Here is an 18,821-nt window from a genome sequence, read left to right on the forward strand (position 1 = left end):
GGGGTGCGATCAGAGGTAACACCTAGATGACAACGCCCCGCCACCGGCTAAGCGGTGGCGGGGCGTGATGGGAATCGAAGGGCGGTGAGGCGCGCTTAGAAGGTTTCCCAATCGTTGTCAGAAGGGGGCGCGGCGGATTTGCTGGCGCTGGCCGTGACCACGGGCGCGCTGATGGGCGCGACAGGTTTGGGCAAGGCGGCCTTCACCGGCGCGGGTTTGGCCGGGGCGGTTGCCGCCGGAGCGGGCGTGTGCCTCGCCGTGGTCTGGGCTTTGGCGATCACGGTGCTGGCTTCAACCTTGGCGCTCACTGGCGTGGCCACCGAGGGCTTGGCGGTTTGGTGGCTGCCCAGCTTGAAGGCCGACACGGCTTGCGCCAGGCGGCCGGCCTGGTCCTTCAGGCTTTCGGCGGCGGCGGCGGATTCTTCCACCAAGGCGGCGTTTTGCTGGGTCATCTGGTCCAGTTCGGTGATGGACTGGTTGACCTGGCCGATGCCGGTGCTTTGCTCGGTCGAGGCCGCGCTGATCTCGCCGATGATGTCCGACACGCGGTTCACGCTGGTCATGATCTCGGTCATCGAGTTGCCAGCGTCTTGCACCAGCTTGGAGCCGGAATCGACCTTCTCGGACGAGGCGTTGATGAGTGTCTTGATTTCTTTGGCGGCCTGGGCGCTGCGTTGGGCCAGCGAGCGCACTTCGCCCGCCACCACCGCGAATCCGCGGCCTTGTTCGCCAGCGCGGGCGGCTTCCACCGCGGCATTCAGCGCCAGGATGTTGGTCTGGAAGGCGATGCCATCGATCACGGTGATGATCTCGGTGATCTTGCGGCTGGCCACGTTGATCTCGGACATGTTGGACACGACCTGCGAGACGATCTGCTCGCCACGCACTGCGGCGGTGGCCGCGCCCGAGGCCAGCTGGTTGGCCTGGCGGGCCGAGTCGGCGCTTTGGCGCACGGTGCCGGTCAACTCGCCCATCGAGCTGGCAGTCTTTTCCAGGTTCGAAGCGGTGTTCTCGGTGCGGTTGGACAAGTCCAGATTGCCGCTGGCGATTTGTTGCGAAGCCGTGGCGATCGAGTCGGTGGCGTTGCGGATCAGGGTGATGGTGTCGCGAAGCCGGGTCGTCATGTTGACCACCGAGGCGCGCAGCGAGGTGCTGTCGCCTGCTTTGGGTTCAATGGCCAGGTCCAGGTCGCCTTCGGCGATGCGGCTGACCAGGTCGCGCAGTTTGGTGGGCTCGTCACCCAGGTCGCGCCAGACTGATTTCACGATGGCCGCCGAGGCGGTGCCCAGCACCGCCAGCACGATGGCGCCGGTGATGACCGACACCCACAAGCTGGTGTTGACCCCGTTCTTGGCGTCGGTCTGGGCTGACAGGATGGCGGCTTTGGCTTGCGTCTTGCGCGTGTCCAGCAGCTTGCTCAACACGGTTTGCGACGACTGCATTTGCGCAACCAGGTCACCCGGGGGCGCCTTGGTCAGCAGGGCCCGTGTGGCGCCAATGGCGGAGGTCTGGTAGGCGTTGAAGGCGGCGCCCAACTCCTTGGCCACGGCGTCCTTGCCTGCCAGTTTTTGCATGGACGCCAGGGCGGCTTGAGCGCTGGCCACCATGGGATCGGTGTCCTTGATGCGGTCGGGATCGCCCTCGGCGGCGGCCGTTTGCAAGGTCAGCCGGAGTTGCTCGGTGCTGCGGTCCACGGCCAGCACGTAGTCGATGTGCGGGCTGTCGACGGCCTCAAGTTGCTGCAGGCCGCGCGAGGTTTGCTCCCCCACGAAGAAGCTCAGCGCCACGCCGACGACGAACACGGCCCCTGCGCTGAGGGGCAACATCCAGATCTTGGTGCGAAAATTCATTACTTTTGCCTCCGGGCATGCGCCCCTAACAGGCGCTATTCATGGGTGATCCATGACGCTATCGGCATCTTGCAGACAGATCTGAAGTGGCAAAAGCCGAAAATATGGGTGCTGCCCCGTGCTTTCTGTGCATTCAGGCCTCCCTAGAATCCCCGGATGAGTTTTCCCGCCCCTGTTGCCAAGCCCCCCACCACCCGCCGCCTGATGTTTTGGGTGGGCCTGCTGTATTTCTCGGAGGGGCTGCCCCTGGGGCTGTTCTTCGACCTGTTCCCGGTGCATTTGCGCCAGGCAGGGGTGGGTCCAGCCGAAATCGGCTTGCTGAGCCTGCTGGGCCTGGCCTGGACCGTGAAGTTTCTGTGGGCACCGCTGGTGGACGCCTGGCGGCACCACCGGCTGTGGATGTCGGCCGCCAACCTCGGCATGGCCGCCGTGCTGGGCGCCTTGGCCATGAACCCGCAAGCCCTGGGGCAGGGCGAGACCTGGCCTTGGGTGCTGTTGGCGGTGTTCACCTTTTTGTCGGCCACCAACGACATCGCCACCGACGGCTACACGATCGAGCAACTGGCGCAAGGGCAATACGGCGTGGCCAATGGCCTGCGCATTGGCTTTTACCGCGTGGGCATGCTGGCGGCGGGTGGGCTGTTGGTGGCGGCGGGCTGGATGGGCACGCCCGGGCAGCCCAACTGGGCGGCGGCCTATGGCCTTGGAGCGGTGTTGATGCTGATGAACGGCATGGCGGTGCTGCTGGCGCCCCCACAACCGCCCCGGGCTGCTCGCCCAGAAGGGGCTTCAGCGCGTGAGTGGCTGGTGCTGCGCCAGCAACCGCTGTGGCTGCTGGCTTTGGGCCTGGTGATGGCAGGCCTGCTTTGGCCCGCCTTGTCGCCCTTGGCCAAAACCTTTGAATGGGCTGCGGTGCAGGCGGTGTCCGGCACCTGGTGGTTCAAAGGGGCCGTGCCGGTGGGGCTGATGTTCGCAGGGGCGGGTCTGATGGTCACGGCCGCGCGGGGCCCACAAGCGCAGGCCCTGGCCGATGGGCCGGTGTTTGGGGCCTGGGTCAGCTTGTTGGCGCGGCCGGGCATGCTGGCCGTGCTGCTGTTCATCCTGCTGTTCAAGCTGGGGGACGCGGCCATGGGCTTCATGGTCAAGCCCTTCTGGGTGGATGTGGGGTTCACGCCGGCCCAGATCGGCCTGGTCAGCGTCAACGTGGGCCTGGGGCTGTCGATCGCCGGGGGGCTGGCGGGCGGCTGGTACGTGGACCGCGCGGGCATCTTCAAGGGGCTGTGGGTGCTGGGTCTGGCCCAGGCCATGTCCAACCTGGGCTACGCGGCGGCGGCCTGGTACGTGCCACACGCCTTGCCGGGCATGGTCGATCCGCAGTACCAATTGGTGGTGTATGCGGCCAGCGGCCTGGAGAGTTTCACGGGCGGTTTGGGCACGGGCGCGTTCCTGGCCTTCCTGATGGGGATCACCCACAAGACACGGGCCACCACGGAATATGCCATCCTGTCGTCCATCTTCGCGTTCTCGCGGGCGGTGGCCGGTTGGGCAGGCGGCCTGGGGGTGGAACAAATGGGCTATGCCGCCTTCTTCTTTTTGACGTTCTGGCTGTCTTTCCCAGCTTATTTGATACTACCGGCGGTGCGCCGTATGCTGGATCGCTCGGACGAACGTTGATGTAATCATGGACAAACGAATGAATGCAGGTCAGTGGGTTCGCGGGGCAGTGTTGCTGTCCCTGTTGATGTGTGGTGCCGGGGCGCAGGCGCGCGACGGCGTGGAAGTGGGCAAGCAGTCAGGCCTGTCGCGACTGGTGCCGGCGGACCAGGTGGAGCAGATGGCGGCCCAGCAGTATGTGAAGCTGGCCACGCAGGCGCGGGCGCAGAACGCTTTGCTGCCCGATAACCACCCGCAGGTGATCCGTGTGCGGGCCATTGCCCGGCGTTTGATTCCCCATGCCTTGGAGTGGAACAAGCGCGCGGCCCAGTGGCGCTGGGAAGTCAACGTGCTGCAGTCCAAAGAGATCAATGCCTTCTGCATGCCGGGCGGCAAGATCGCGTTCTACACCGGCATCCTGGAGCAGTTGAAGCTGAACGATGACGAGGTGGCGATGATCATGGGCCACGAGATGGCCCACGCCCTGCGCGAACATGCGCGCGAGCAAATGGGCAAATCGGCGGCCACGGGCCTGGGCGCCAGTTTGCTGTCCAGCCTGTTGGGCCTGGGCAGCACGGGCGACATGGTGCTCAATGCAGGCCGCAGCCTGTTGAGCTTGAGTTTTGGCCGCAAGGATGAAACCGAAGGCGACCTGGTGGGCATGGAACTGGCCGCGCGCGCGGGCTACGACCCGCGGGCAGGCCTGACCTTGTGGAAGAAGATGGGCGAGGCCAGCAAGGGCGCGCCGCCGCAGTTCTTGTCCACCCACCCGGCCAGTGCGACCCGCATCCAGGACATCCAGGCCAGCTTGCCCCAGGTGATGCCGCTGTACCAGCGGGCCGAAAAGCCCGCGCAGCGCTTTGACCAGGCCCGGTGATCAGACCAGGTAAGGGTTGTACTGGCGCTCTTCGCCCAAGGTGCTTTCAGGGCCGTGGCCGGGCGTGAAGGTCACGTCATCGCCCAATGGCAGCAGCTTGTGCTTGATGGCGTGGATCAGGTGGGCGTGGTTGCCCTGGGGGAAATCAGTGCGGCCAATGCCGCCCGCGAACAGCACGTCGCCCACGAAGGCGTGGCGCGTGCTGGGCTCGAACAGGATGACGTGGCCGGGGGTGTGGCCAGGGCAGTGCACCACTTGCAACTGGCAGTGGCCGATCTGAACCGTGTCGCCATCGGTGAGCCAGCGTGTGGGGGCGAAATGTTCGGCCTGCGGAAAGCCAAACATTTGTGATTGCTGGGGCAGGGCGTCGATCCAGAACTGGTCGGCTGGGTGCGGGCCCTCGATGGGCAGCGTGTGCTCGCGCGCCAAGGTGCCGGTGGCGCCCGCGTGGTCGATGTGGGCGTGGGTGAGCCACAGGGCCTTGAGGTTCAGGCCCAGGGACTGGATGGGGGCCATGAGCGCGGGGATGTCACCGCCGGGGTCGATCAGGGCAGCATCATTGGTTTCATCGCACCAGACCAGGGAGCAGTTCTGTTGGAAGGCGGTGACGGGGATGGTGCGGCGGTGGAACATGGTTTCAGAAAATTCGTGCAAACGAGGTCTCAAAATTCATGGCGCATTTTCAAGTGCGCTTGATTTGAGGTGGCTTTCTGAAGCCTAGCATTGCTTGGGTAAGGCCGTGGCGGTCGTCCCGTTCAGTCCACCCCGGTGATCCGCTCGACAAGGCGGCGCGTCCACGGTGCGACCAACAGCACCGCCGGAAAGGCCAACGCCCAGGCCGTCACCCATGCTTGCATCCAGGTGGCCAAGAAGGTGGCGTTCAGGCCTGCCGCACGCAGGGTCGCGACGCCTGAAACGAGGAGCGACATCACGCCCGATAGCAGCAAGCCAAACAACAGCGGGGCGTGTTTTTTGGCGATCATGCGGCCTCCACCGCCAAGCGGTTCACGACCGAGGCGAAGTGCTGGCCGAACAGGCGAGCCGTCTTGGTGTCGCCTGGCACGAACGCGTCGGCGGGTGAGCCATGCCCGGCTTGCGCCATCAGGCCGGACCAAGAGCCCAGGCGGTTGACGGCCTCGTCGTAGGGCACGCCTTGGTGTTGCTCTGGCAGGAAGGGGTTGCCCACCCAAACCATCCCGTGCTGCATGCTGAAGACGAACATCGACATCAAGGTGGATTGCTTGTCCCCGGCGGGCAGCGACGACACCGTGAACCCAGCGGCCACCTTGCCTTTCAGGCCCTGCGTGCGCCACAAGCGGCCGGTGGCATCCATGAAGGATTTGAAAGGGGCCGACACGCCGCCCAGGTAGGTGGGCGAGCCCAGGATCAAACCATCGTAGGCGGTCAAGGCGTCGGGCGACCCTGCCAGGTCTTCGGCGCGCAACAGCGCCACGTCGGCACCCGGGACGCCGCGCGCGCCCTCGGCGATGTGCTGCGCGATGTGCGCGGTGTGCCCATGGGCGCTGTGATAGATGACGGCGAGCTTTTTCATGTGGATGCCTTTCAGAATTGAACGAGCGCGATCAGCGAGGCCGCCAGGTAGAGGCCCACCCCGAAGATGCTGTGGTTGAGAAGGCTGCGAATGCAACTCTTCAAGGGGGCGGGGGTCTTGCTCGCGAAAAACCCGGCCCCCATGGCGGGTTGCATCACCAGCAGGGGCGCGGCCACGGTGAGCACGCCCACGGCGAGCGCGGGGGGCAGTGTTGGGCTCAGCATCCAGGCGGGGCCCACGGCCATGACGAGCAAGGCCGCAAAGGCCGCGCCGACCGCGTAGTGGGTGAGCCAGCCCCAAGCCAGCTCGCCAGGAATGGGCTCAGCCTTCGAGATGGCCTGGTGGGCCACCTGCCCGCGCAGCAGGTGGCCCACCCATCGCCCGATCAGGCCGAAGCTTTGCGTGGCAACGCCCATGCGTTTGAGCAGCTTGAGCCACACGTCCATGACGGCGGTGGCGCCGAAGCCGATGAAGGCGATCCGAAAGATGTCTGGCAGGTTGTCCATTGGCGGGCCTCTTTGGGTTGACTGATTGACCGTTGAAAGTCACTATAGAAGTTGAAGTCAACTTCAAGTCAAGAGGCTTTTGATGGACATTTCCGAGGTGGCCAAGCGGTCTGGCGTTCCGGCATCGACGCTGCGGTATTACGAGAAGGTCGGGTTGATCAGTTCCACCGCGCCACAAGGGGCGCGGCGGCAATTCGCACCGGCCGTGCTGGATCACCTGGCTTTGATTGCGCTGGGACAGGCGGCGAGCCTGTCTCTGGAAGAGATCCATTCGATGCTGTCGCCAGCGGGCCAAGTGGACGTTGACCGGCAGCTGCTGGCGGCCAAGGCCGACGACATCGACGCCACGATCAAGCAACTCAGGGCCGTGAGCCGCGGGCTGCGGCACGCCGCCGCGTGCCCCGCGCCCAGTCATGCGGAATGCCCCACCTTTCAAGGGCTGCTCAAGGCTGCGGCTTCAGGGGCTTTGGATCGGCAGCGTGTTGGGCGCAAGGTGGCGCCGAAAAAGCGGTGACTGGCGTTGGGTGGTTTGGCCAAGCGCGGAGGAGGAGCCTTGATCGACCGCGCCATGTAACATTCGCGTCCCCGTCCTCCTCCCAAGCCAAACATGAGAACCACCAGTCCCCGCGCGGACATCCTGGCGGGCATCACCACGTCTTTCGCCCTGGTGCCCGAGTGCATCGCCTTCGCCTTGGTGGCTCACCTGCACCCGCTGATGGGCCTGTATGGCGCTTTCATCATCTGCACCTTGACGGCCTTGTTCGGCGGGCGCCCGGGCATGGTCTCGGGCGCGGCGGGCTCGATGGCGGTGGTCATCGTGGCGCTGGTGGTGCAGCATGGTGTGCAGTACCTGCTGGCCACCGTGCTGATGGGCGGCGCCTTGATGATCGCCTTTGGGGCACTGCGGCTGGGCAAGCTGGTGCGCATGGTGCCGCACCCGGTCATGCTGGGTTTCGTCAATGGCCTGGCCATCGTCATTGCCATGGCGCAGCTGGAGCATTTCAAGCAGGGCGATGCCTGGCTGAGTGGCCAGCCGCTGTACCTGATGGCGGGCCTGGTGGCGCTGACCATGGCCACCGTGTACCTGCTGCCGCGCCTGACGCGCAGTGTGCCGCCCGCGCTCGTCGCCATCCTGGGCGTGGGCCTGGCGGTGTACGGGCTCGACCTGCCCACCCGCACGCTGGGTGACATGGCCCACATTGCCGGTGGCCTGCCCGCCTTCGCATTGCCCGACATCCCGTGGAGCCTGGACACCTTGCGCATCGTGGCGCCTTACGCGGTGTTGATGGCGCTGGTGGGCATCCTGGAAACGCTGCTCACCCTGAACCTGACCGACGAGATCACCGCAAGCCGTGGCTACCCGGACCGGGAGTGCGTGGCGCTGGGAGCGGCCAACATGGTGTCGGGCGTGTTTGGCGGCATGGGCGGCTGCGCGATGATTGGTCAGACGGTGATCAACCTCAGCTCCGGCGGGCGTGGGCGCCTGTCGGGCGTGGTGGCGGGCGTGATGATCTTGTTGTTTGTGCTGTTCCTCTCGCCGCTGATCGAGCGCATACCGTTGGCCGCGCTGGTGGGCGTGATGTTCGTGGTGGCGCAGCAAACCTTCGCGTGGGCCTCTTTGCGGGTGCTGGGCAAGGTGCCGCTGAACGATGTGGTGATGATCTTCACGGTGACGCTCATCACCGTGTTCACCGACCTGGCCACGGCCGTGCTGTGCGGCATTGTCATTGCCGCGCTCAACTTCGCCTGGCAGCATGCGCGCGCCCTGTATGCCGACACCCACGTGGAGGCCGATGGCAGCAAGCTCTACCTGATGCACGGCACCTTGTTCTTCGCCTCGGTGGCGTCCTTTCTGAACCAGTTTGACCCGGCCAATGACCCGCCGGAGGTGACGCTCGATTGCAAGCACCTCAGCTTTGTCGACTATTCCGCCATCGCGGCGCTGAAGACGCTGCGGGAGCGCTACGCCAAAGGCGGCAAGCACCTGCGCGTGGTGCATTTGTCAACGCGCTGCAAGCAGCTGCTCAAGCGGGCCGATGTGCCTCATTGACGGGGCAGGCTCGTTGTGAGCCCCACGGGGAGGGGCGCATGGGCTACCATGACCTTCCCGCTGACCCACGAGTTGCGCGCCCTCATGCCTCACCCCGTCAGCAAGACGCGACCGCCCCCCGCACCCTGCTCGCCGCAGGAGGAGGCCCGTCGTCATTTTGTGACCACCCTGTTGGGTTTGTTGGCCCTCCCTGAGGGGGCCCTGGCAGCCACTGCGCCCAAGGCCCGCCCGCGCATCGCGTTTTTCACGCCCAACAGTGAAGGCAACACCTACTGGCCCCAGGTCTTTCGCATCATGGGGTTCGTGGCGCAATCGCTGGGCTTTGAGTTCGTGCCGTACAGCTTTGGCGTCCAGAACCGATTTGCGCGCTTGCGTGATGCGGTGCAGAGCTTGAGCGCGCAGCCGCGCCCGGATGCCGTGATCGCCTCGGTGGTCATCGGACAAAGCCATGGCATCCTGGAGGCGGCGCGCGCGATGGACATCCCGGTGTTCATCCTGGGCCCGCTGTTCCCGGCCGAGCTGCCCACGTTGGGTGGAGCGCCCCGGGTTCAATACCAGAACTGGCCGGCGCTGTTCAACTGGGCCGAAGCGCAAAAAGGCCATGCCCTGGCCAAAGTGCTGTTGCAGGCGGCGCAACGGCAAAACGCCGTGGCCGATGACGGCCGCCTTCACGTGGTGGGCCTGGGAGGCGACCCCAGCTGGTTTGGCTCGGGCTTGCGCGAGGCCGGTCTGAGGCGCGCGGTGGCCGAACACCCCAATGCGGTGTTGAAGCAGGTGGTCCCCACGCACTGGCGTCAGTCAGAAGGCCAGCAACTCACCGCCCGCTTGCTGGCGCGCTTTCCGCAAGCGAGTGTGTTCTGGGCCGCCAGCGATCAGCTGGGCTCGGGCGCCGTGCAGGCCCTCACCGCGGCGGGCAAAGTGCCAGGCAAGACGGCCTTCACCGGCGGCCTGGACTTGTCCGAACTTGGCCTTGACATGGTGTCGCAAGGCCAGTTCGTGGCCACCGCCGCCAGCCCCTTGATGTCGTATGCCCAGGTGGCCATCCTGGTGTACGACTACTTGCAGGGCCGGGACTTCGAGGCAGAGCTGGGCCGCGAGATCGAGTTTCCAACCTTGGTGGCCACGCGGGACAACGCGGCGCAGCACCAGCGTTTGGGCCGGTGTGTGCACGGCATCGACTTCAAGGCCTTCTCCAAGGCGCACAACCCCAGGCTGAGCCGCTACGACTTTTCGTTCGAGGCGTTCCTAACCGCCGCTGGCGTTTGCGCCCGAGCCTGACATGCAGCGCGGCCCCCGTACCCTTTCACGGCAGTTGCTCATCCTGGTGATGGGCTACACCTTGCTGCTGTCGATCCCGATTGGGGTGGTCAATGTGTGGATCACCCACCGCCAGGAGGCAGCCCGCCAGCAGGAGCAGGTCGAGGCGGTCAGGTCCTTGTTCGGCCTGCAGTTGGCCAAAGCCGTGTGGGATTTTGACCAGGCTGGGGCTCAGCAGATTTTGTTGAACCTGGACCGGTTTCCGGCGCTGCAGCGCGTCGAGGTGAGCGCGCCCGATTTGCGCGCCAGCTATGTCAAGAAAGGGGCGCCGACCGCGCCGCCCGACCAGGCGCAGAGCTACCCACTCATGGCGCCCGAGGGGGACCTGGAAATCGGCCGATTGCGGCTCACGCTGGACGCCTCTGCATTGCGTGATCAGGTGTGGGCTGGGGTCGTGCAGACCGTCGTGGTGGTGGGCGTGGAGATGGTGCTGTTGGCCATCCTCCTCTTCGCGCTCATGCGGCGCAGTGTCACCTTGCCGGTGCTGGCCTTGTCTCGTCATGTGCGCCACATGACGCCGGATCGGCTCCATGAGCCAGCCCCCTTGCCGCGCGCCAAGGTGCCCAACGAGTTGCATGAACTCGCCGATGGCGTCACGCGGCTGCAGCGTGATCTGCATGAGCAGTTGGCGCAGCGCGATGCGATTTCACGCACGCTGGAGGTGAGCGAGGCGCGCTTGAAGCTGATCGCGGATGGCACGCCCAATCAGTTGTGGACCGCGCATGCCGATGGCGAGCTGGACTACGTCAGCAAGAGCGCCCTCAGCTATTCGGGCGCCGAGGCCGATCGGTTCATGGGCAGGGGCTGGACGGCCATGGTCCACCCCGATGACGTGCCCCTGTGCAAGGCACATTGGGCCGAGTGTTTGCTGACAGGGGCCACGTACCAGATTGATTGCCGACTGCGGCGCTTCGATGGCGTATTTCGCTGGCATGCCCTGATGGCCGTGCCTCAGCGTGACGAGTCGGGCGCCACCGTGAAATGGTTTGGCTCCAGCACCGATGTGCACGACCGCAAGGAGGCCGAACATGCGCTGGAGCAGCAGCGCGTTCACCTTGAGCGACTGGTGTCGGAGCGCACCGCAGCCCTGTTCACGGCCAAGGAAGCGGCCGAAGCGGCCAGCCGCGCGAAGAGCACCTTCCTGGCCAACATGAGCCACGAGATTCGCACGCCCTTGAATGCCATCGTGGGGCTGGCGCAGCTGATGCGGGGCGAGGGCGTGACCGAGCCGCAGGCCCAGCGCCTGGACTCGATCCATGGTGCCAGCCATCACCTGCTGTCGGTCATCAACGACATCCTCGACCTGTCCAAGATCGAGGCGGGCCGGATGGAGTTGGAGCAACTCGATTTCTCGGTGGAGCACCTGTTCAATGGGGTGGTCTCCATCGTGGCCGAGTCGGCCCGCGACAAGGGCTTGACCTTGTCGGTGGACACGGCAGGGGTTCCCCTGTGGCTTCGGGGCGACGCGACTCGCTTGCGGCAGGCCCTGCTCAACTATGCGGGCAACGGCGTCAAGTTCACGGAGCGGGGCAGCATGGCCCTGCGTGCCAGGGTGCAGCACCGCGACGGCGATGAGCTGGTGCTGCGTTTTGAAGTTCAGGACACCGGCATTGGCGTGGCGCCCGACAAGCTGCCGCTGCTGTTCCAGGCTTTCGAGCAGGCCGATGCCTCCACGACGCGACAGTACGGCGGCACGGGGCTGGGCCTGGCCGTGGCCAGAGGCATTGCCCACTTGATGGGGGGTGAAGCGGGGGTGGACAGCACGGTGGGCGTGGGCAGCACCTTCTGGTTCACCGCCCGGCTGCGGCTGGGCCAGGCGGCGTCCTCGCCCGCAGAACCCGTGAGCGCGGCCAGCGAGGGTGAGCAAGGGCTGCTGCGGCGCGCAGGCGCCACGATCCTGGTGGCGGAAGACAATGCCTTGAACCGCGCGGTGGCAGAAGGGATGCTGCAGGCGGCCGGCATGAACGTCGAGCTGGCCGAGGATGGCCTGGCGGCCTTGACCAAGGCGAAGCTGCACCCCTATGACCTCGTCTTCATGGACATGCAGATGCCCGTGATGAACGGCCTGGAAGCCACCCGCGCCATTCGGGCTTTGCCGGGCTGGGCCAACACGCCCATCGTGGCGATGACGGCCAACGCGTTTGGCGAGGACCGGACCGCTTGCCTGGCCTCAGGCATGAACGACTTCCTCACCAAGCCGGTGGACATGCGGGCCTTGAACGAGGTGTTGGTGAGGTGGTTGCCTCAGAGGTAAGGCAGCAGCGCCTTGGCGGCCTCGATGCGCAAGCTCAACTCGATGGTGTCGTCGTTCATGACTTCCAGCAAAAAGCTTTTGGGTGAGCGCGTGCCGCGCACCAGCCCGGCCTCGGTGTGCGTCGCTTTGGCGGGCGCAGGGCTCAGCCGCGCCAGTGCCCTCTGGAAATCAGCGCGGTTGATGCTGTGCAGGCGGCACAGCAAATCGGCCTGGCCGTCCGGGCTGGGCGGGATGTCGAGCCACGGGGTGTCGGCAAACACGGGGGCCAGGTCGGGCGCCACGAACGCCGACCAGTGGCCGGTGGGTGTTTGCAAGGCGGGCACCACGGGCGCCGCGGTCATCATGTCAATGCGGTCTGCCGCGATGCCGGGCAAATAGCGCACGCGCAGCGATTCAAGGAAGGCCAAGGCTTGCGCCGCGGGCCGGGGTTCGGCGAGTGAAAACCAGACCTGGTAGCCGTCCACGCCGGAGACCGCGATGGCGGGGGCGGGCAGCCCCAGGTCGGCCTGAACCCCTTGCCACACCACCGACAGTGCCGCCCACTCGGCGGGCCGCCCCAGCGCCAGGACCACGGCCCGCACCTGATCACCCGCGCCGCCATCGTCAAGGCGGTAAAGGCGGTGCAATTCGGCTTGCAGTCTGTTCATGGCGGGCTCAAGAGAAGGGGGCGGGTCGAGCATACTGGATGACCATGATCACACTTCACCACTGCGTCAGTGCCCGTTCGTTCCGCCCCTTGTGGGTGCTGGAGGAATTGGGTGTGCCTTACGAACTGAAGATGCTGCCGTTTCCGCCGCGCGTGCACGACGCGGCTTACCTGGAGATCAACCCACTGGGCACGGTGCCAACGCTGCTGGACGACGGCGTGCGCATGACCGAATCGGCAGCCATCTGCCAGTACCTCGCGGCGCGCCACCCGGCCGCCCGCATGGACGTGACCCCGGATGAGCCTGGCTTCGCGGCTTACCTCAACTTCCTGCACTTTGGCGAGGCCACGCTGACCTTCCCTCAGACCTTGATCTTGCGGTACGCGCACTTCGAATCACCCGAGCGGCGGCAGCCCCAAGTGGCCGAGGACTACGCCAAGTGGTTCCTGGCCCGCTTGCGCACGCTGGAGCCCTTGCTGGCGCAGGAGGCGTTTGTGTGCGCGGGCCGCTTCACGGCGGCCGATGTGTCGGTGGGCTATGCCCTGTTGCTGGCCAGCCACCTGGGCCTGGCCGAGCGGTTCAAGCCTGCGGTTCAAGCTTACTGGCAGCGCTTGCAACAGCGCCCGGCGTACTTGCGTGCCTTGGCCGTGCAGCATGCAGCGGCGCAGGCGCAAGGCGTGTCCACGGTGCCCGCGCCCGACATCCGCTGAGCCTTGACGGCGCCTCAGCCTACTGGCGCCATTCTTCTTCCGACTTGGTGCTGCATTCCGGGTCGCCCGGGTTCACATTGCAGCGCACCCGCTTGATGACCTTGAGGCCGCGCTTGTCGTAGACGCCTTGCTGCGCGATGTCGATCCGCGACTCGCGCAACATCAGCGAGTACTTGTAGGCGTTCTCGGCGGACAGCTCCGACCAGGTGGTGGGCGGAACGCTGTTGTCGGCCTGCTTGATGAACTGCAGCGCGCGGTCGAACTGGCTCAGCCAGTACGTGCGGGACACTTCGCCCATGCCTTCAGGGAAACGGGTCTTGTTGAAGATCATCTGATAGGTCAGGATCATGAGCGGGAAGCGCACGATCGCCCCGCTCTCACCCAGGCCCCGGTACAACTCCAGCGGCTTGTAGGCGATGGTGGGCGAGGCCACCATGTCGAGCAGGCCGCTGTTGAACTTGTTGGCAAAGGTGGTGATGTCGGCCGACACGGGCACCGCGCCGATGCGCTTGATCATGATGGCCTGGGCCTTGTCGTGGTCAAACGACGCGATGCGCTTGCCGACCAGGGCTTCGACGGTGTTGATGCGCCGGTCATGGACCATCGGGTAAGCCGCGCCCAGCGGCAGGATGCCGCCGACTTCGTGCTCACCTTCCACCATCAGGGCTCTGGCCGCCGGTGAGGCGTAGGTTTGAATCAGCTTGCGAACCACTTCGTAACTGCCGGGCATGTCGATCTTGCCATCGCGAACGATGGTGGTGGCCCCCAGCGTGTCGATGGCCCCGGAGGTGCGGTTGAACTGACGGGCTCGAAAGGCCGTGGTGATGACCCCATCGCACTGGCCCGCGCGGTAATCCTCTGCGGCCTGCCGTTCGTCGGTGTAACCCTTGAGCGTGATGTTGGCCCCGAACTTTTGCATGGCCAGCACGTAGTCCTTGGTCATGCTGAACAGGTCGCCTGCGGCGCCGAGCATGTCGTAGACGCAGACCTTCTGCGCGGTGGCGGCCTGGGCGCTCAGGCTGGACAGGGTCAACATCAAGGCGGTCAAACTGCTTCGGATCAAGGCGTTCACGCGGGGGTCTCCTGTTTTTTGGGTAGCCTTGGATACTCGCCAAATCGGTGCGTGCGCACAAGCAGGAGCACCCGAGGGATGGGTGGTGAATGGTGCAGATGCTCGTGAATTCGCCCCTTGTTGCCTTTGGTTTCGAGGCTCAAACGCGCTGTGAGCCCCCGTTGAGGCCGGTCGCTGCGGATCGTGTCTAATCCCCCCTTGGCCGCGGGCATTGAGCAGCGCGGCCGACAGAAGAATGCATTTGCGCCGGAATTTCAGCAGTTCAAGACTCGTTCGCTTGCTCAGTGATGCCGCCTCGGTGGACGTCGACGCGTCCCGCCAGGACGTGGCCGAAAAACTGGGTTTGTGGCTGGGCACGCTCGACACCCTCCAACTTCATGCCGCTCACCAGTCGATCAAAGCGTTTGCCGAAGAGGCGCCTGCGGGCCCGCGGGCCCCAACCCATCACCCCTTGGAAGAGGATGTCCAACGGGTGCGCACGGCCATGGTGCAGGCCATCACGGCGAACGGTTCAACCCAGGCCATCGAGACGGACGCCGGTTACGCGCCCTATCGCCAGCGTTACCTTCAACAGCAACGCCACATTGAATCCAAGATTGCTTCATTGAGATCCCACGTCCGGCAAGTCCTGTCCCGGGCCTCGCCCCGACTCAAGCAACTGGCCTACCTGGACACCGTGATGGACCAGGTGATCGGCGGCCGCGAGCAACGGTTGATGTCCACCGTGCCCGTGCTGCTTGAAAAGCGCTTCGAGCAACTGCGCCGGGCCCAGGAAGACGGTTGGCACGACACCTTCCGCCAGGAATGGCAAGAGGTCTTGCTGGCCGAGATGAGCGTGCGCCTGCAGCCGGTGTTGGGATTGATGGAAGCATTCAGCAACGAGGTCAAAAAGTCACCATGAACAGGATTGTGTTTGCCTTCGCCTTTGCCATCGGCCTGATGGTGGTGGGCTGGGTTGGCGTGGGCTTCATCGGCACCAGCCCCTTGGCCTTGGGGATGACGGTGCTGATCGCGGCGGTCTATGGGCTGGGCGCGTTTGAGTTGCGGCAGTTTCGGGCGGCCACCTCGTCGTTGGCGAACGCCTTGTCCCACATCCCGCAACCCTTGTCCGACCTGCGGGCCTGGCTGTCGGGTTTGCACCCCTCCTTGCAGAACGCGGTGCGCTTGCGGATCGAGGGCGAACGCGTGGCCTTGCCTGGGCCTGCCTTGACGCCCTACCTGGTGGGCTTGTTGGTGATGCTGGGCATGCTGGGCACCTTTCTGGGCATGGTGCTGACCTTCAAGGGCGCCGTGTTCGCGCTCGAAGGTTCGGCCGACCTGCAGGCCATCCGCTCGGCGCTGGCCGCGCCCATCAAGGGCTTGGGCTTGTCGTTCGGCACCTCGGTGGCCGGGGTGGCGGCGTCCAGCATGTTGGGCCTGATCTCGGCCCTCAGCCGCCGCGAGCGGCTGGACGTGGCGCGGCAGCTCGACGCGCGCATCGCGACCGAGTTGCGGCCCTTCTCACGCGCGCACCAACGCGATGAAAGCTTCAAAGCCTTGCAGGTGCAGGCGCATGCCTTGCCGGAGGTGGTCAGGCAGTTGCAGGCCATGATGGACGGCCTGGAGCGCCGCAACCAGCAGCTGAGCGAGCAGTTGCTGGGCCAGCAGGCGCAGTTCCACCGCGATGTCACCACCGCCTACACGGGCTTGGCGGTCGAGGTGGGGGCCTCCCTGAAAGACAGCTTGGTCAGCAGCGCGAAGATGGCGGGCGAGACCATCAAGCCGGTGGTTGAGGCCGCGATGGCCGAGATCGCGCTGGAGTCGACCCGCGCGCACCAGCGCCAAGTCGAGGCGGCGCAAACGCAGTTGGATGGGCTGTCTGCGCAGTTCAGCGCCACCGCCCGCACCGTGTCCGATGGTTGGGCCACGGCCCTCCAAACCCATGCGCGCACCAGCGAAGGCCTGGTCGATGGCCTGGACCGTTCGCTGACGGCCTTCACCCAGACCTTCGAGCAACGCTCTGCCGCCTTGCTGGCCACGGTCAACGAGGTCGCGACGCAGTCGCAGGCTGAGCAGGCTTCGGCCGATGGTGAGCGCCTGAATGCCTGGACGGGCGCCTTGGAATCCATGGCCGCCAAGCTGCAGGGCGAGTGGCAGCAAGCGGGCGCGCAAACGCTGGCCCAGCAGAACGCGGTCTGCTTGACGCTGGAAACCACCGCCCGCGAGATCACCGAGCGCACGAGTGCGCAAGCAGGCCAGACCCTGGACGATGTGGCGCGTTTGCTGAACCAGTCCGAAGAATTGATCCGCTCGCGCATCGAGTCTGAAGCCCAATGGATGCAGCACCACCGTGAGCGCATGGACCAGTTGGCCAGCGTGTGGCGCACGGAATTGGGCGCCTTGCGGGATGACGAGGCCTTGCGCGGCCACGCGGCAGTTGAGCGTTTGGGTGACTTGCAAACCGCGATGGCCAGCCACCTGGCCACCTTGGGCACCGCGCTGGAGGCCCCGATGACACGCCTGATGCAAACGGCCTCGGACGTGCCGCAAGCGGCGGCCCAGGTGATTGCGCAGTTGCGCCAAGAGATGGTGCAGCTGGCCGAGCAGGGCAACCTGGCCTTGCAAGAGCGCCATGGCCTGGTCGAGAAAATCACCACCTTGCTGCAAGGCCTGAACCAAGCCTCGGGCGAACAACGCGAAGCCATTGAAGCCTTGGTGAACTCGGCCACCCAGGTGCTGGATCAGGCGGGCAGCCAGTTTGCGCAAGCGCTGCAGGCGCAGGCGGGCCAGTCCCAAGATGTGGCCGCGCACCTCACGGGCAGTGCGGTCGAGCTGTCCAGCCTGGGCGAGTCCTTCGGGCATGGCGTGCAGTTGTTCAGTGCCAGCAACGACAAGCTGCTGGACAGCTTGGCGCGCATCGAAGGCTCGATCAAACAGTCCACCGCGCGCAGCGATGAACAATTGGCCTACTACGTGGCGCAGGCGCGCGAGGTCATCGACCTGAGCATCGCCTCGCAACAAGGCATCGTGGAAGATCTGCGCCGACTGCACCGTGAGGCCGCCGATGTCCGAGCTTGACGACGCGGGCAACGGCCTCGAAGACACCGCGCCCGTCTGGGCCGTGTTCGGCGACTTGATGGCGGGCTTGCTGGGCGCCTTCGTGCTGATCCTGGTGGGCGTGCTGGTGGTGCAGATGGACCTGGTGGCCAACCTGCAATCGGAAGTGCACAAGCGCCAGGTGGAAGAAAAGCGCCGCATCGCGCTGGAGAAGGCCCTGGCCATTCCCCTGGCCACGGGCCGGGTCACCTTGAACAACGGGCGCATCGGCATCAGCGGCAGCGTGCTGTTTCCGGTCAACTCCGACCAGTTGCGGCCCGAGGGGCGCCAGTTGTTGAAGGGCTTGGTGCAGCCTTTGCTGGTCTACCTGGGGGAGCGCGACGAGATGCTGATGGTGAGTGGCTTCACCGATGACAAGGGCATCCGCGACAGCGCTGGCAAGCGTTTCGCGGACAACCTGGAACTGTCGGCGCAACGCGCTTTGACGGTGACCCGCGCCTTGATGGAGGAAGGCATGCCCTCGTCCCGGGTGTTTGCAGCGGCCTTCGGGCCCGAGCAACCGGTGGCCTCGAACGCGGACGAAAAAGGCCGCGCTTTGAATCGGCGCGTGGAGATGGCGCCCGTGCCCAAGTCATCCAACGTGAAGGCCGCGGCCACGCCATGACCGAGTTGCCCACGCCTTCGCTGGAAGCCTTGCGCCGCGAAGGCGCTGCGCGCTTTGACCCGGTGCGCTTTCATTACCTCGAGGTGCTGTCACGGCGCGTGGAGGGCGCGGCTGCTGAGGTGCGGCACATCTTGCAAGGCAAGCTGGACGCGGCCCTGGCCGACTATGGGCAACGCTGCGCGCCAGCACCCCAGGGGGGCCGTGATGACGGCGTCAAGCCCTGGTCGGCAGGCCGGGCGCCCGTGAGCCCATTGACCCAACTCAACCAGTACATCCAGCTCCGCACCCAGAGCGTCAGCGGGGCGGACTCCTTGGGGCACGACGAGGGCGGCTCAGACATCAAGAGCGCCCGCCGCTTCCGGGAAACCTGGTCCCGCATCGCGGCCGAAAAGCAGGTGAATGAAGCCTTTGGGCGCGGCCCTGAAAACGCGGGGCCGCTCAATGCCCACATGCTGGTGCTGCACTCCCTGCGTTTGATGCGTGACCTGTCGCCGCACTATTTGCAGCAGTTCATGGCGCAGGTGGATACCTTGCTGTGGCTGGATCAGGTGAACCAGAAGTACACGCTGACGGATTCGAAGCCCGCGCGTCAAAGCCGGTCTAAAAAATGAAGCAACCTCCCCCCACTTTTCA

The 18,821-nt window shown here is 65.5% G+C and carries 18 protein-coding genes; 11 read left to right on the forward strand and 7 right to left on the reverse strand.

The features are described 5' to 3' along the window. Window positions 1–95: 95 nt before the first annotated feature. On the reverse strand, window positions 96–1,850 hold the full coding sequence (locus tag PSV38_RS18430) for a methyl-accepting chemotaxis protein (RefSeq protein ID WP_300550056.1): 1,755 nt from the start codon (window positions 1,848–1,850) through the stop codon (window positions 96–98). A 156-nt stretch (window positions 1,851–2,006) separates the two neighbouring features. On the opposite strand from PSV38_RS18430, the gene PSV38_RS18435 reads away from it, so the two are divergent. Then, window positions 2,007–3,524 (forward strand): MFS transporter, encoded by a 1,518-nt coding sequence (locus PSV38_RS18435; RefSeq protein ID WP_300550058.1) that lies wholly within the window; start codon window positions 2,007–2,009, stop codon window positions 3,522–3,524. A 7-nt stretch (window positions 3,525–3,531) separates the two neighbouring features. Then, the gene (locus PSV38_RS18440) at window positions 3,532–4,380 is read left to right on the forward strand and encodes a M48 family metallopeptidase (protein WP_300550060.1); all 849 of its coding nucleotides are present in this window, start codon (window positions 3,532–3,534) and stop codon (window positions 4,378–4,380) included. On the opposite strand, the gene PSV38_RS18445 is transcribed toward PSV38_RS18440, so the two are convergent. The 4 genes from PSV38_RS18445 to PSV38_RS18460 all read right to left on the reverse strand — a co-directional run bounded on the left by PSV38_RS18445 (window position 4,381) and on the right by PSV38_RS18460 (window position 6,438). Continuing rightward, window positions 4,381–5,013 (reverse strand): MBL fold metallo-hydrolase, encoded by a 633-nt coding sequence (locus tag PSV38_RS18445; RefSeq protein WP_300550062.1) that lies wholly within the window; start codon window positions 5,011–5,013, stop codon window positions 4,381–4,383. A 122-nt stretch (window positions 5,014–5,135) separates the two neighbouring features. Next, the gene (locus tag PSV38_RS18450; RefSeq protein WP_300550064.1) at window positions 5,136–5,363 is read right to left on the reverse strand and encodes a DUF2798 domain-containing protein; all 228 of its coding nucleotides are present in this window, start codon (window positions 5,361–5,363) and stop codon (window positions 5,136–5,138) included. Continuing rightward, on the reverse strand, window positions 5,360–5,932 hold the full coding sequence (locus PSV38_RS18455) for a flavodoxin family protein (protein WP_300550067.1): 573 nt from the start codon (window positions 5,930–5,932) through the stop codon (window positions 5,360–5,362). Before PSV38_RS18455 ends, PSV38_RS18450 begins: the two co-directional genes overlap by 4 nt. Before the next feature lie 11 nt (window positions 5,933–5,943). After that, window positions 5,944–6,438: a DUF2938 domain-containing protein gene (locus tag PSV38_RS18460; protein ID WP_300550069.1), complete on the reverse strand. Its 495-nt coding sequence runs from the start codon at window positions 6,436–6,438 to the stop codon at window positions 5,944–5,946. Between the two features lie 82 nt (window positions 6,439–6,520). On the opposite strand from PSV38_RS18460, the gene PSV38_RS18465 reads away from it, so the two are divergent. The 4 genes from PSV38_RS18465 to PSV38_RS18480 all read left to right on the forward strand — a co-directional run bounded on the left by PSV38_RS18465 (window position 6,521) and on the right by PSV38_RS18480 (window position 12,059). Then, a complete protein-coding gene (locus PSV38_RS18465) occupies window positions 6,521–6,952 on the forward strand; it encodes a helix-turn-helix domain-containing protein (RefSeq protein ID WP_300550072.1) in 432 nt (143 codons plus the stop codon). A 93-nt stretch (window positions 6,953–7,045) separates the two neighbouring features. Then, on the forward strand, window positions 7,046–8,488 hold the full coding sequence (locus PSV38_RS18470) for a SulP family inorganic anion transporter (protein WP_300550075.1): 1,443 nt from the start codon (window positions 7,046–7,048) through the stop codon (window positions 8,486–8,488). Window positions 8,489–8,536: 48 nt separating this feature from the next. After that, window positions 8,537–9,766: an ABC transporter substrate-binding protein gene (locus PSV38_RS18475; RefSeq protein WP_300550078.1), complete on the forward strand. Its 1,230-nt coding sequence runs from the start codon at window positions 8,537–8,539 to the stop codon at window positions 9,764–9,766. Between the two features lies 1 nt (window position 9,767). Beyond that, window positions 9,768–12,059 (forward strand): PAS domain-containing hybrid sensor histidine kinase/response regulator, encoded by a 2,292-nt coding sequence (locus tag PSV38_RS18480; RefSeq protein ID WP_300550081.1) that lies wholly within the window; start codon window positions 9,768–9,770, stop codon window positions 12,057–12,059. Here PSV38_RS18480 and PSV38_RS18485 read toward each other — a convergent pair. Next, on the reverse strand, window positions 12,050–12,706 hold the full coding sequence (locus tag PSV38_RS18485) for a hypothetical protein (RefSeq protein WP_300550084.1): 657 nt from the start codon (window positions 12,704–12,706) through the stop codon (window positions 12,050–12,052). The two genes, PSV38_RS18480 and PSV38_RS18485, sit on opposite strands and share 10 nt — an antisense overlap. A 44-nt stretch (window positions 12,707–12,750) precedes the next feature. On the opposite strand from PSV38_RS18485, the gene PSV38_RS18490 reads away from it, so the two are divergent. Further along, window positions 12,751–13,416, forward strand: coding sequence for a glutathione S-transferase family protein (locus PSV38_RS18490; protein WP_300550087.1), 666 nt, complete (start codon window positions 12,751–12,753; stop codon window positions 13,414–13,416). Between the two features lie 19 nt (window positions 13,417–13,435). On the opposite strand, the gene PSV38_RS18495 is transcribed toward PSV38_RS18490, so the two are convergent. Next, complete coding sequence (locus PSV38_RS18495) at window positions 13,436–14,488, reverse strand: putative solute-binding protein (RefSeq protein ID WP_300550090.1); 1,053 nt, start codon at window positions 14,486–14,488, stop codon at window positions 13,436–13,438. A 235-nt stretch (window positions 14,489–14,723) separates the two neighbouring features. Here PSV38_RS18495 and PSV38_RS18500 point away from each other — a divergent pair, with 235 nt between their 5' ends. The 4 genes from PSV38_RS18500 to PSV38_RS18515 are packed head-to-tail and all read left to right on the forward strand — an operon-like array spanning window position 14,724 to window position 18,799. Then, the gene (locus tag PSV38_RS18500; RefSeq protein ID WP_300550092.1) at window positions 14,724–15,389 is read left to right on the forward strand and encodes a DUF3348 domain-containing protein; all 666 of its coding nucleotides are present in this window, start codon (window positions 14,724–14,726) and stop codon (window positions 15,387–15,389) included. Further along, the gene (locus PSV38_RS18505) at window positions 15,386–17,545 is read left to right on the forward strand and encodes a DUF802 domain-containing protein (protein WP_300550095.1); all 2,160 of its coding nucleotides are present in this window, start codon (window positions 15,386–15,388) and stop codon (window positions 17,543–17,545) included. Before PSV38_RS18500 ends, PSV38_RS18505 begins: the two co-directional genes overlap by 4 nt. Beyond that, on the forward strand, window positions 17,532–18,188 hold the full coding sequence (locus PSV38_RS18510; RefSeq protein ID WP_300550098.1) for an OmpA family protein: 657 nt from the start codon (window positions 17,532–17,534) through the stop codon (window positions 18,186–18,188). Before PSV38_RS18505 ends, PSV38_RS18510 begins: the two co-directional genes overlap by 14 nt. Then, window positions 18,185–18,799: a DUF2894 domain-containing protein gene (locus tag PSV38_RS18515; RefSeq protein WP_300550101.1), complete on the forward strand. Its 615-nt coding sequence runs from the start codon at window positions 18,185–18,187 to the stop codon at window positions 18,797–18,799. The genes PSV38_RS18510 and PSV38_RS18515 overlap by 4 nt, the downstream gene beginning before the upstream one ends. The last annotated feature ends 22 nt before the right edge of the window (window positions 18,800–18,821 follow it).

The sequence above is a fragment of the Aquabacterium sp. genome, from assembly GCF_029946005.1.
Classification (GTDB): domain Bacteria; phylum Pseudomonadota; class Gammaproteobacteria; order Burkholderiales; family Burkholderiaceae_C; genus Aquabacterium.